The sequence below is a fragment of the Neobacillus notoginsengisoli genome, from assembly GCF_003515685.1.
GTDB lineage: Bacteria > Bacillota > Bacilli > Bacillales > Cytobacillaceae > Bacillus_D > Bacillus_D notoginsengisoli.
Map to the genome: position 1 here is coordinate 295,205 of NZ_QWEG01000002.1, position 13,438 is coordinate 308,642.

Annotated in this window: 11 protein-coding genes; all 11 read right to left on the reverse strand. The window is 45.1% G+C overall.

The window, feature by feature from the left end; genetic code table 11:
- Nucleotides 1-47: 47 nt before the first annotated feature.
- Nucleotides 48-1,544 (reverse strand): xylulokinase, encoded by a 1,497-nt coding sequence (gene xylB / locus D1B31_RS04090; RefSeq protein ID WP_118919465.1) that lies wholly within the window; start codon nt 1,542-1,544, stop codon nt 48-50.
- Between the two features lie 61 nt (nt 1,545-1,605).
- Nucleotides 1,606-2,724, reverse strand: a complete 1,119-nt coding sequence (locus tag D1B31_RS04095) for a GntR family transcriptional regulator (protein WP_118919588.1) — start codon at nt 2,722-2,724, stop codon at nt 1,606-1,608.
- Nucleotides 2,725-2,794: 70 nt separating this feature from the next.
- Nucleotides 2,795-4,288: an L-arabinose isomerase gene (gene araA, locus D1B31_RS04100; protein ID WP_118919466.1), complete on the reverse strand. Its 1,494-nt coding sequence runs from the start codon at nt 4,286-4,288 to the stop codon at nt 2,795-2,797.
- 28 nt (nt 4,289-4,316) lie between these two features.
- On the reverse strand, nt 4,317-5,987 hold the full coding sequence (locus tag D1B31_RS04105; protein WP_420846058.1) for a ribulokinase: 1,671 nt from the start codon (nt 5,985-5,987) through the stop codon (nt 4,317-4,319).
- Between the two features lie 11 nt (nt 5,988-5,998).
- On the reverse strand, nt 5,999-6,691 hold the full coding sequence (araD, locus tag D1B31_RS04110; RefSeq protein ID WP_118919468.1) for an L-ribulose-5-phosphate 4-epimerase: 693 nt from the start codon (nt 6,689-6,691) through the stop codon (nt 5,999-6,001).
- Nucleotides 6,692-6,852: 161 nt separating this feature from the next.
- Nucleotides 6,853-7,392, reverse strand: coding sequence for a D-lyxose/D-mannose family sugar isomerase (locus tag D1B31_RS04115; RefSeq protein ID WP_118919469.1), 540 nt, complete (start codon nt 7,390-7,392; stop codon nt 6,853-6,855).
- A gap of 31 nt (nt 7,393-7,423) precedes the next feature.
- On the reverse strand, nt 7,424-8,299 hold the full coding sequence (locus tag D1B31_RS04120) for a class II fructose-bisphosphate aldolase (RefSeq protein WP_118919470.1): 876 nt from the start codon (nt 8,297-8,299) through the stop codon (nt 7,424-7,426).
- 11 nt (nt 8,300-8,310) lie between these two features.
- Nucleotides 8,311-9,327 carry a carbohydrate kinase family protein gene (locus D1B31_RS04125; protein ID WP_118919471.1) on the reverse strand — a complete coding sequence of 339 codons (1,017 nt, stop codon included), beginning with the start codon at nt 9,325-9,327 and terminating at the stop codon, nt 8,311-8,313.
- A gap of 38 nt (nt 9,328-9,365) precedes the next feature.
- The gene (locus D1B31_RS04130; protein ID WP_118919472.1) at nt 9,366-10,361 is read right to left on the reverse strand and encodes an ABC transporter permease; all 996 of its coding nucleotides are present in this window, start codon (nt 10,359-10,361) and stop codon (nt 9,366-9,368) included.
- Between the two features lies 1 nt (nt 10,362).
- On the reverse strand, nt 10,363-11,853 hold the full coding sequence (locus tag D1B31_RS04135; protein WP_118919473.1) for a sugar ABC transporter ATP-binding protein: 1,491 nt from the start codon (nt 11,851-11,853) through the stop codon (nt 10,363-10,365).
- A gap of 160 nt (nt 11,854-12,013) precedes the next feature.
- A complete protein-coding gene (locus D1B31_RS04140) occupies nt 12,014-12,973 on the reverse strand; it encodes a sugar ABC transporter substrate-binding protein (protein ID WP_118919474.1) in 960 nt (319 codons plus the stop codon).
- Nucleotides 12,974-13,438: the final 465 nt, after the last annotated feature.

Genomic DNA, 13,438 nt, shown 5'->3' on the forward strand with positions numbered 1-13,438 from the left:
TCAAATTCTTTCGCCTCTCGAATGAAGCACTGGAACCGTCCCCTGCCTCACCTATAACCAAATAGCTGATTGTTGATGTCTTTTGTATTGGGATAGATCGCCTGATATAGCTGGAATATATCGCGATAGATGGGCACATTTTTTTTATTTGGTTGATAGGTTTTTTCTACTTTAATGAATGCTTCGGCGCATTTTTCGAGTGAGGAATACCAGCCGCATCCTAGGGCCGCGAGCATGGCTGCGCCTATTCCAGGTCCTTGTTCGCTGGATAGTTTGTGGACGGGGGCGTTAAAGATGTCTGCCTGGATTTGCAGCCAGGTATCATTTTTCGCTCCACCGCCGACAGATATGATGGAATGGACTTCCTTCCCTTGGTCTCTGAACAGCTCGACCGTTTCATTCAAGGAAAACGTTATGCCCTCGAGGACAGCCCGGATAAAGTCCTTCCGTTCATGGGAACTGTCTATTCCAATGAAGCTGCCTCTTATATTCGCGTCTGCGTGCGGCGTTCTTTCGCCGACTATGTACGGAGTAAACAGCAGCCCTTTTGCACCGGGAGGAACGGTCTCGACCCCTTCAAGAAAACTCTCGAAATCTTCTCCCTTAGCAAAAGTATCTTTAAACCAGCTTAGGCTAAAGCCGGCCGCAAGGGTGACTCCCATCGTGTAGAAAGCGCCCGCTTTGCCATGATTAAAGAAATGGACTTTTCCTTGATAATCAAGGCTTCCGTCTTCCTCATAGGACAAAACAACTCCTGAAGTCCCAATGCTGCAAAGTGTGCTTCCATTCTTTACAACCCCGCTTCCAATCGCGGCACAGGCATTGTCGGCACCGCCCGCAAATACCTTTACTGTCTCCGGCAGACCCGTTTGCTCGGCAATGTCGGGAAGGATTGTGCCGACGAAATCATGAGACTCGATGAGGGGCGGACAAAGCGATAGGTCAATTTGCAAAAGATCGCATATTTCCTTCCTCCATACTTTGTTGCGAATATCGAGGAGCAATGTGCCCGCAGCATCGGAATAGTCCATATGGATTTTCCCTGTCAATCGGTAGCGGAGATAATCTTTTGGCAAAAGGAAGGTCGAGGCTTTTTCAAAAAGCTCCCGCTCATGTTCCTTCACCCACAAAAGCTTCGGCAGAGTGAACCCTTCAAGCGCAGGGTTCTTGGTGATTTCCAGTAATCGTTCTTTTCCGACCATGCTGTAAATTTCTTCGCATTGCTTTGTAGTCCTAGTATCGTTCCAAAGGATGGCATTCCTCAAAACATTTCCCTGCTTATCCAATAAAACAAGTCCATGCATCTGGCCAGAAAAACTTAAGCCCTCTATGTCAGCAGGACTCCCCTTGAAACCTGCGAGTATTTCCTTCAAAGCTTCCTTTGTTTTCTCAACCCATTCTTCCGGATCTTGTTCACTATAGCCCGCTTTTTCTTGAATCAACGGGTATGCTTTTGAAACCTCGCGGCATACTTCGCCAGTATTGGAAAGGAGCAAAACCTTTACAGCACTTGTTCCTAAATCTACGCCGATGACGTACTTCATTTTTCTAAACCTCCCCATAAAAATATGCCGGAGTACAGTCCAGCATTTACTCCATGAAGGCTCAACTGATTTCTTTGTTTTTACACGCTTCCTCCCCAAGGGAAGCTGCTGATTCCCTGACAACTAACTTTGGCTCAAACACTTGCGATTCGACATTCTCATTCAACTGGCTCCCGTTACATTCAATCATCTTTAGGATCATTTTGGCTGCCTTTTTACCCATTTCACTTTTTGGATGTTCAATGGTTGTCAGTTTCACTTCAGTAACATCCGATAAAAAGGAGTCATCAAAGCCGACAATCGACAGGTCGCCCGGGACAGAAATTCCCCTTTCTCTGACAACATGAAGGAGGAGAATGACCAGCTCATCATTATAACAAACAATCCCAGACGGCTTTCGTTCGGTGGAATCAAGCATTGCTTTAAATTCCTCAACTGCCTTGGTTGTTTTTTCAGTGGTTGAATACGTAATGATATGATTAGGATTTACCGGAATATCATATTTGCGGAGAGCTTTGAGAAAACCTTTCATCCTCTTTACACCCTGCAGGTCGTCTGTTTTAAAGAAACCCGCTATGTCGCGGTGCCCAAGGTTGATTAAATGCTCCGTTTGCAAAAACGCTCCTTTTTCGTCATCAAGAACAATGCTGACTGGTTCAAGCTCTTCATAATAGGCGTTTATCATCACGTACGGAATACCCATCGTTTCAAGATTAAGATACTGGCGAATATTTGGGTTTGATGAGGCGCTTCTGGTCGGCTCAATAATAGCCCCATCATATCGCTGTGAAATAATCGTCTCCAAAATGCGTTTTTCGTTATCATAATCATTATCCGTACTAAAAAGGCTAACCTGGTAACCCCTTTTGCTGATTTCCGATTCAGCCCCCCTGATAATCGAAGGAAAAATGTAATCCGAGATGTAGGTCGTTACGATTGCAACCTTTTTCTCCCTTTCTTCGGCTGAAACCGGCTGTTCCTGAACTGAGCGCCTTGCACAGAAGGTACCGGCCCCTTGTTCTGTATACAGCCATCCTTCGCTTACAAGTTCGGCAATCGCTATGCGGACTGTATGCCGGCTCACCTGGAATTTCTTCATCAATTCACTCTCAGAACGAATCCGTTGATTGGGTACGAATGTACCATCTTCAATTTTTGACTTTATCCAACTTTTTACCATGCCATACTTAGTTTCGGCCACAACAATGCACCCCGTTACTTTGAATTGCGGCTCCAAATCAAGCGGCGATTCATAATCTTATTCCATAAAGGAACTCGTTTATTTTAAGTTCCTGTTTTAGACGGTGAAGCTCTGTATTTCCATCAATAATGACGCATTCAATGCCAAGCATTTCCGCCATGTCATAGAGATGGTCTTTTGACAGCACGAGCGATAAGACAGTATGATGGCTTCCTCCGGCGTGGATCCACGCCTCGGCGGCAACAGCGAGTGATGGAAGCGGCTTCCATAATGCTTTTGCAAGAGGAAGCGCGGGCGTTTTGTGGATTTGTTCCACAACCTCCACCTCATTTACTACGAGGCGGAACCGGCCATCTATTTGGACTAGGGACGCGACAATGCCCCTTCCCTCCCTCGCCTCGAACACAAGCCTTGCAGGGTCATCCTTATTTCCAATTGAAAGCGGATGAACTGCAATTCGAGGTTTTTTCGCTGCAATCGTCGGGCAAATCTCGAGCATATGGGCCCCCAATGTCAATTCATTTCCGGGCTCGAGATCATACGTATAATCCTCCATGAATGAAGTGCCGGTATTTCCGGAAGCGACTTTCATGAGCCTCGTAAGGCCAGCTGTCTTCCAGTCCCCCTCGCCTGCAAATCCATACCCCTTTTTCATGAGCCGCTGGACGGCAAGGCCCGGGAGCTGGCTGAGTCCGTGTAAATCCTCGAAATTGGTCGTAAAAGCTGTATACCCGCCTTCTTGCAAAAAAGACTCCAATCCTAGTTCGATTCTGGCCTGTTCCTTGATTGAATCCTGAAGCCAGCCAGGAGCCAACGCTTCTTGTTCCATATCATATAATGCAGCATATTCGCCGAAAAGCCGGTCAACCATTTCCTCGGGAATGGTCCCGATTCTTTCAACGAGGTCGCCGACACCATAGTAGTCGACAGTCCAGCCGAGTTTCACCAAACCCTGGAGCTTATCGCCTTCAGTGCTGGCAACATGTCTCATGTTATCGCCAAACCTGGCGATGCGGATGTTTCTGCTCTCCTGGATACTGGCAGCCGAATACATCCAATTCTTAAGAGGAGAAAGAACTCCCTCGTCCTTCCAATAGCCGACAATCACTTTCCTCTGTAATTTTAAATAGGCAGCAGTATAACCGAATTCCCTGTCACCATGTGCGGATTGATGCAAATTCATGTAATCCATATCAATCGTTTCCCATGGGATGCTGCGGTTAAATTGAGTATGAAGGTGGCATAGAGGCTTCTGCAGCTTCGATAGGCCTTCCATCCACATTTTTCCCGGTGAAAATGTATGCATCCACGTAATCACCCCGGCGCAATTTGGGTCTGCATTGACCTCAAGGATGAATTGCAGGATCTCTTTGGAAGTTGTCAGAACTCCTTTGAATTCAATTTTAAACGGAAGGTTCCCTTCACGATTGAAAAAATCAGCCATGTTTTGCGAGTTCCTGCGAACCTGCTCAAGAGTTTCCTCTCCATATAAATGCTGGCTTCCCGCAACAAACCAAATATTTACTGAATCTTTCTTTATCATTCATGCCCCTCCATACTCGACGGATCATTTATTCCAATGTACCGGATCTGAGTAATCTCAGCTTTTTCATAACATCATTCTCACCCCGGCCAAAATAATCATGCAGTCGTTTATATTCTTGATATATTTTATCATAAATGACTACGTTTTCTTTCATTGGACGAATGATTTCGTCACGGATTCTTGCCATTTTATCCGCGGCATTCAGAATCGAGCTGTACCCACCCGCTTCCTCCCCTGCAGCCACAGCCGCGAACATCGCAGCGCCAACTGCGGGAGTATGCTTTGAATCAGCTATTTTAATAGGAAGGTTCGTTACATCAGAATAAATTTGCATGAGCAGCCTGTTCTTTTGAGGGAGCCCTCCGCATGCATACAGTTCATTGACTTCAACACCATTTTGTTTGAAGGTGTCGACAATCATTCTTGTTCCAAACGCCGTAGCTTCAAGGAGGGCACGGTACATCTCTTCCGGCTTCGTTTGGAGAGTCATTCCGAGAAACAAGCCGCCAAGCTCCGTATCGACCAGAACGGAACGATTTCCATTCCACCAATCAAGAGCCAATAATCCGGTTTCACCAGGCCTGTATAATGAAGCTTTTTCCTCCAAATATTGATGGATGTTGAGCCCTCTTCGGTTTGCTTCCTCTTTCACATAAGCTGGAACACCTTCTTCAACAAACCATTCAAAAATGTCGCCAACTGCCGACTGTCCTGCTTCATAGCCGTAATATCCCGGAATAATCCCGTCCTCAACCACCCCGCACATGCCCTCCGCTGATTTTTCCTCCTTGCCGAGCACCATGTGGCAGATGGAAGTACCCATTGCCATCACCATTTTCCCAGGCTCAACCACGCCGACTGCTGGGACCGCCGCATGAGCATCGACATTCCCGACCGCCACCGCAATCCCTTCCGGAAGGCCAGTCAATTCCGCCATTTCTTTTGTCAGAATTCCGGCTTTTGTTCCAAGTGAAACAACTTCTCCCCTCAGTTTCGTTTCAACTAAGTTTTCAAGGCGCGGATCCAACTCTTTAAAGAAATCACTGCCTGGATAACCGTCTTGTTTATGCCAAATCGCCTTGTAACCAGCCGTGCAGCTATTCCTCAGAAGGTTGCCGGTCAACTGGGAAATAACCCAGTCCGTCGCTTCCACAAATTGATCCGCTTCCTCATAAATCTCCGGTGCCTCATTCAGGATTTGCCATATTTTTGCGATCATCCATTCAGATGAGATTTTTCCGCCATACCTTGGCAGGAAGCTTTCTTCCCTGGCTTCGGCAATTTCATTAATTTTATTCGCTTCATTTTGGGCGGCATGATGCTTCCATAACTTCACCCAGCTGTGCGGATGGTCTTTAAAGTCCTCCTTTAAGCAGAGCGGCTGGAATTGCTGATCTACAGGCAGCATCGTGCAGGCAGTAAAGTCAATTCCGATTCCAATAATGTCCGTTGGATCCACACCTGATTGGCGAATGACTGCCGGTACCGATTTAGTGATGACTTCCAGATAATCATTCGGATGTTGGAGAGCCCATTCATGTCCCAACTTTTTTCCCGAATGGGGTAATTCAGTATCCATGACCCCATGCCTATAAGGTGTTACATGGTCGGACACTTCCTTACCATCCTGTAGCGATACGAGAACGGCTCTTCCAGATTGTGTGCCATAATCAATTCCAATCGTATAGTTTGTCAAAATGATTCCCCCTATTTCGGCTGACCATAATATGCATTTTTGCCGTGTTTCCTGAAAAAGTGCTTTTCAAGCAACAACTGGTCCATCGTTTCAAGCCCGTTGTTCAGTTGCAGGGAATGAAAAGCCATCTTCGCGCATTCTTCTAAAACAACGGCATTGTGGACTGCTTCAGCAGGGTCTTTTCCCCAATTAAACGGAGCATGGCTATGAACGAGCACACTCGGGATATTAGTAGGGTCTATATCCTTGAACGTTTCGACAATGACAGTCCCAGTTTCAGTCTCATAGTCCCCCAGTATCTCCATTTTTGTCAGTGGCCTTGTACAAGGGATCGTCCCGTTAAAATAGTCTGCATGAGTAGTACCGAGGGCAGGAATTCCCTTGCCTGCCTGTGCCCATGCAGTTGCCCATGGAGAATGAGTATGGACAATTCCGCCAATCTCGGGGAAGTGTTTATACAAGACTAGATGGGTTGCTGTATCTGAAGAAGGCCTCAAATTTCCTTCTATAACGTTCCCGTCAAGATCGACGACAACCATATCTTCGGCCCTCATTTCCTCATAAGAAACACCGCTCGGCTTGATGACAACGAGGCCATCCTCCCTGTTGATTCCGCTTACATTTCCCCACGTAAATGTGACTAACCCGTATTTGGGAAGAGACAGGTTTGCTTCCAATACTTGCTCTTTCAATCTTTTAAGCAAGGTTCTGCACCCCCTGAATAAACTTGTATTCTATTAAGTATGCTTTCTTCAATTTGTCCGTACAAGTTAGGTCGAGCTTCCGCAATATTCAACTCAATGCCAGATCTACCTATCATTCATCTGGAAAAAAGGAGGCAGTTCACTTTACCTCCTCTGTGCTTTTATTCAACCTCTGGGATTCTTCTAATACGCGTGTCGGTAAAGATATCTTCTTCGTCTGTACTTCTAGTGGAAAACTCTGAAACAACCGCCCCTTCTTCACCCGCCTGGAACCAATGAAGGGTATTCGGGTAAATCGTATACTGCTCGCCTGGGCGCAGTGTCACTTGGTGAAAGACAGTATAATAGTCTTCATCTCCCGCGGGAGGATTGGCCGAGCGGTTCTCGGTTTCGGCTCCTTCCACAAACAAACGGACCGTCCCGTACCTGCAGCGGAACGTTTCTTCTTTCCCATCATCGAAAGACCTCTTAGGGTGCTTATGCTCCGGACAGGTCTGATAAGGGAACAGGACGAGTTCCTTTGCGCAAACGACATCGGTATTCACATATGTAACCAATTGCAGACCGGTTTCTTCCACCTTGCCAAGACCGAAATCTGCTACTTCAATCTTATCCTTCTCTTCCTCAGTCAGAATAATATTCGCTTTTTCAAAGTACTCCAGTGCCCTGGCTCTGATTTTTTCATATTCTTCTCTTTTCATTTGGCTTCCTCCTTTAGTCAAATTCAAATCGTCACGCGTTGATTTTATTCATGAAAATCTCCATTGCTCTCTTGATATCCTGTTTCATCGCTTCTCTCGCAAGGACAGTAAAGTCATGATAAAAATGGGGAGGCGCTTCTTTTGCAATAAATTCTGTTACAGCCTCGGCTCCGGCCCTTGCTACGTAACTATAGTAATTAATCTTTCTTACTCCCGCATTGATGGCTCTTACATATTCGTCCACACGCAACCCTGATCCTCCATGCATGACTACTGGCTTTTCGATATTTTTATATATGGACGCCAGCCTGGCAAAATCAAGATTCGGCTCCTTCATGTAAATACCATGAACCGTTCCAAACGAGGCCGCCAACGCATCGATATTCGTCCTTTTTACAAAGTCCCTCGCAACTTCCGGGTCCGTATAATACTCCTCAGCCCCATCAGACTCGCAATTTTCACTCACAGTCTCCTCGCCGCCAATCCCGGAGGAGGTGATTACGCCGAGTTCCGCTTCGACGGATACTTGATACTGGTGGGCAAAATCAACAACCTCGGATACAATTCGGATATTTTCTTCATAACTCATATGGGACGCATCAATCATAACCGAGCTGAAGCCAGTCTCAATCGCTCTTTTGACAACATCAAGAGATGAGCCATGATCAAGGTGAACCGCAACCGGTACACTGGCTTTTTCAGCAAGGTTGACGAGGATTGGTCCCATTATTTCCAACGGAGTTAGTTCAAAATGAACTTCGGCATGCGATAAAATAACAGGTACCTGTAATTCTTCCGCTGCTTCCACAGCCGCTCTAGCTGATTCAAGTGTAGGGGAATTAAATGCACCGACAGCATAATTTCCTTCGTCCGCCTTCGAGAGTATTTCTTTTAACGTGACTAGCATGCTTACTCCTCCTATATATCAATCTCATTATTTTTTGGAAAGGACCTGTACATCGAAACAAGTTTTTCAAACCTTTGGACGCCTGATGTACTGTCCTCTTCCAGTAAAGAGGAGGCTGCCGCAGCAGTTCCGATTTTCATCGATTCGGCAATGGACAGTCCCTTATACGCCCCGTATAGTGTACCAGCGAGATAGGCATCCCCTGCACCGACAGTCCCTTTGATTGCTGAGCTTTCCAGCTTTAGCGATGGGACGCTGTGGAATTCGGCGCCGTCATATCCGAAACTGCCTTCTGGAGTATGAATGACAACCCAATCCTTTACTCCAAGTCCCATTAATTTTGATAGAACACCGCTAATTTCATGGGTCTTTAGCATCCCGGAGCGATCCCTCAGGTCGACCCCGACAGTTTTGCCAGCTTCAATTTCGTTTATGATGCAATAATTCGTATATTTTAGGCTCGGCGGAACGATTTTCTGATAGCGGCTGCCTCTTTCACTAACAATATCGATCGATGTCTTTAGCCCTTTTTCCTGGGCAGCCTTCAGCAGCCTGGCCATTTTCGTTCCGTATTCCCCGTCCTCCCGGTCAAGTCCATCAAGCAATAAAATATACGCTATATGAAGAATGCTTGCGTTCAATTCATCGAGGTTAATCGTATTTTCATTAAATAAATGTGCATTCCCTTTGTAAGTAAAGAACGTTCTTGTATGGTCTGAAGCATCGTGGAAAACATCCGTAAAAGGGGTATCTCCGACAATTTTAAGCTGGCTTACATCAATATTTTGATAGCCTTTTAGACGTTTTTGCAAAAAGCTTCCTTTTTCGTCTTCACCGACTAGAGCAACCACTTCAATCGGCACTTCCGGATCGATTCTCGCAATGCTAATCCCACAATTAGCCACCGCTCCCCCATGAGACAAGGAAACACTCTGGATTGGTGAGAGCTCGGATTTATCCGGAAAACTAGCAATCTTCTTTATTTCATCCACCGCAATCGTTCCCGCAATAGCAATACCCTTTCTCAAAATAACCACCCATTTCAGTAAAGGCTTTAGTAAATCGGTCAGGATTTCCTTCTCTTAATGACATCTGCATAAACGGCTACAATAATCACAATCCCTTTAACGATGTATTGCCAAAAGGAGCTAACGCCCATTAAATTCAATCCGTTGCTCAGTACCCCAATAATTAGCGCGCCAATGACAGTACCACCAATCCGGCCGTATCCGCCAGTCATACTCGTTCCACCCAATACAACCGCCGCAATGGCATCGAGTTCCGCGCCTTCGCCGGAGGTTGGCTGACCGGAGAACATGCGGGATGCGAGGACAATCCCGGCGAACGCTGCCATCAGCCCACTGAAGGCATATGCAAAAAATGTGACTCTCTTAATATTGATGCCGGAAAACTTGGCAGCTTCCGCATTCCCGCCCACTGCATACATATAACGGCCGAGCTTCGTTTTATTCATGATAAAATAACAAACGATCAACAAGATGATTAAATATAAGACAGGCATTGGCAAAACTCCGAATAGATAGCCAGAACCAATGAAGTTAAACGATTCTGACATGACCCTGATCGGCTTCCCATCCGAGATGACATATGCCGCACCCCTGGCAATATTCATTGTCGCCAGCGTGATAATAAAGGGCGGAATGATCGTTGTTGCGGCAACGTATCCATTAATGGAGCCAATCAATACTCCAACCATCAGCCCTACGAGGACCGCAACAATTACTGGCGCTCCAAAAAGGGCAATCAGGCTCGTTGTCACAACGCCGGTTACCGCCATAATTGAGCCGACCGACAAATCAATCCCTGCGAGAATAATAATCATCGTCATAGCTAGTGCCAAATAAAGGTTCGTCGATGTCTGCCTTAATACATTCAGTAAGTTGTTGGAGGACAAGAAGTTGGGGTTAATGAAGGAAATAACCACACACAGAACGAAAAAGCCAATCAGTATCCCCATATTGTCCTGGATAAAATTTTTCGTTCCATATCCCAATTTCATGGGAAGGCTGCTTCTCCTAGATTCTATATTCACTTGTGCCATCTTATTTACCCCCAGTAGCATATTGCATGATTGTTTCCTGATTAAACTGTTCCCTGTTCAATATCACCTGGATTTCACCATTACCCATAACGGCAATTCTATCGCTCATATTGATGACCTCAGGCAATTCTGATGACACCATGATGATTGACACTCCCTCTTTAACCAGGTTGTTCATAATTGCATAGATTTCAGCCTTCGCACCAACATCCACTCCCCTTGTCGGTTCATCGAGTATGAGCACTTGCGGCTTTGTCGCAAGCCATCTTGAAATGAGGACCTTTTGTTGATTGCCGCCGCTCAGCGTCCCGACTAGCTGATTTTTGCTAGGAGTCTTGATTGATAGGCTCTTGATATAATTGTTCGCTTGCTGTTCTTCGTGATGATAATCGACACGCAACAGCTTCATAAAATCCTTTAAGACTTTAATCGTAATATTATATTCAACAGACTTAATTAGGAATAAGCCCTCTTCTTTTCGGTTTTCTGTAACATACGCGATTCCATTTCGAATGGCATCATTCGGATTCTTAATGGCTGTTTTTTTGCCATTCACATGGATTTCACCCTCGCTGAATGGATCAAGACCGAAAATACACTTCATCAGCTCTGAGCGTCCCGCACCGACTAAACCGGCAAAGCCTAGAATTTCGCCTTTATGTAGATCAAAGCTGATGTTTTCTAAGACTCCTTTACGAGTTAAATTCTTTACTTTCAAAACAACTTCATCCGTCGCGGAAAAATCCCTTACATAATAGTTATCCAATTCCCGGCCAACCATCATTGCAATCAATTTCTCATTAGTCGTTTCTACCGTCTTCACTGTCCCAATATATGTTCCATCGCGCATGACCGTAATCCGGTCAGTAATCTCGAAAAGCTCGTTCATTCGGTGCGAAATATAAACAATGCCAACTCCCTTTTTCTTTAAGTTACGAATGGTCTTGAACAGAAAATCGACTTCCTTGTCCGTCAATGAGGAAGTTGGCTCATCCATGATAATAATCCTCGAATGGAAGGAAACTGCTTTTATAATCTCAATCATCTGCTGTTGGGCAACGGTAAGCTTATTGACTGATGTTTTTGCTGATAGACCGAGGTCGAAATCATTTAAGAATTTTTGGGCATTTTCATACATCGTTTCTATGTCGACAAAGCCAAACTTGGTGAGCGGCTCTCGGCCTAAGTAAATATTCTCGGCAATTGATAAGTAGGGGACAAGGCTGATTTCCTGATGTATGATACTGATTCCATATTTTTGCGCATCCTTCACATCGGAAATAGCCGCTTCCCCACCGTCGATAAAAATCTTCCCTTCATCAATGCTGTAGATTCCGCCCAGAATCTTCATAAGCGTTGATTTTCCCGCGCCATTCTCACCCAAGAGCGCGTGGACTTCTCCACTATATAGTTCAAATCTGACTCCCTTTAAAGCGTATACACCGGGGAATCGCTTACTTACATCTTTCATTTCCAACAGCGCACTACTCATAATTGCCACCTCTTTTAAAATAAATGGGCGACTCAACAGAGCCTTCAGCCTGGCTTTACCGAAAGGATAGCCAAGATTTCTCACACTATCCTTTCAAAAGAAGGCTCCGATCAAACGTTGCAGTCACCCATTATTTTGCTTGTTATAGCCACACTACTATTTACTGCCAGCCATCTACTCCATACTCATCAACGTTGTCTTTGTTGATCAGGAATGTCTCAACTGGAACTCTTTTTTCAAATTTCTCTTTGTTAAGGATCTTGTAAGCTACCTCAACAGATTGCTCACCAATCGAGATAGGGGATTGAGCACCTGTTCCTACTAATGGGCCACCTTCCTTAATCGCAGCCTTCGCATCAGGGGATCCGTCTACACCATAGATAGAAATTGCAGTTTTATTAGCCGCCTTTGCAGCTGCAAGCGCTCCAAGAGCAGTCGGGTCGTTCCCACCCATAATCGCGATAATGTCAGGATGCGCCTGAAGAATGTCTTCTGTAATGCCAAGTGCCGTTTCAAGGTCGCCTTTCGCATCCTGCTGGGCAACGATATCAAAGCCTTTTCCTTCAATCGCTTCCATAAAACCAGCCATTCTGTCGTTAATCGAATTCATTGTAGGGCTATCAAGAACAGCAATCTTTCCGCCATCTGGATACCTTTTGACTAGGTCTTCACCCGCAACACGGCCGGCATTCTTGTTATCAGAGCCAACGTACGCTGTCACATTATCGAAATCCTTAACTTCAGTGTCGTAGTTAATGATAGGAATATTGGCTTCCTTTAGCATGACCAAGGCAGGCCGGATTCCTTCCCAATCCACCGGGTTCAGGAAAATCGCATCAATGTTCTGTGAAATCAAGTCTTCGATCTGGTTGATTTGCAGTTCAACATCCATTGCTGGGTTCATTGTTATCAGCTTATCGCCATTCGCTTCAACTTTTTCACGGATCGACTTTTCAAGCGCCTGGAAGAACGGGTTGTTCTGAGTCATGGACGTATAACCGAAAACAAGCTTATCCTTTTTTCCTTTACCGCCGGAACTGCCACTCGATTTTTCACTGTTACAAGCGACCAGAGCCAAAGCTAACATCGCAACCAATAAAATTGATAAAAACTTCCTCATTGATTTAAAGCCCCCTTAAATCTAATAGTTTTATATTGAAGCCGCCTACAAGCAGCCTAATACCAAGAAATAAAACGCCAATTAAGCGTTTTCAATTCTAAACAAATAACTATGTATGCCCTTACATGCCTTATCTAGATTATATACATGTACGTATAAGTTTACAAGTAGTTTTTAGAAAATTCATAATCAATTGCGTGAATTACAGTATTTTTGGTGATTTGTATGGGTAACTTTGAAAAGTTATTAATATTTATTAGATAGTAGTTGGGATAGCCAATAAGTTATTCTTACAAAATACCCACTTGTACGTTCAAATAAAAAATCACTGGATTTAATTACAGAGCAACTCCGGGCGCACATATAAAAGAAGCAGGATCGCTCCTGCTTCTAACGGTTTATGAATGAGGCACCGAAACCCCTAAATTAATTGTGAAAATTTCCCAGGTTTTCCAATGAAGCATT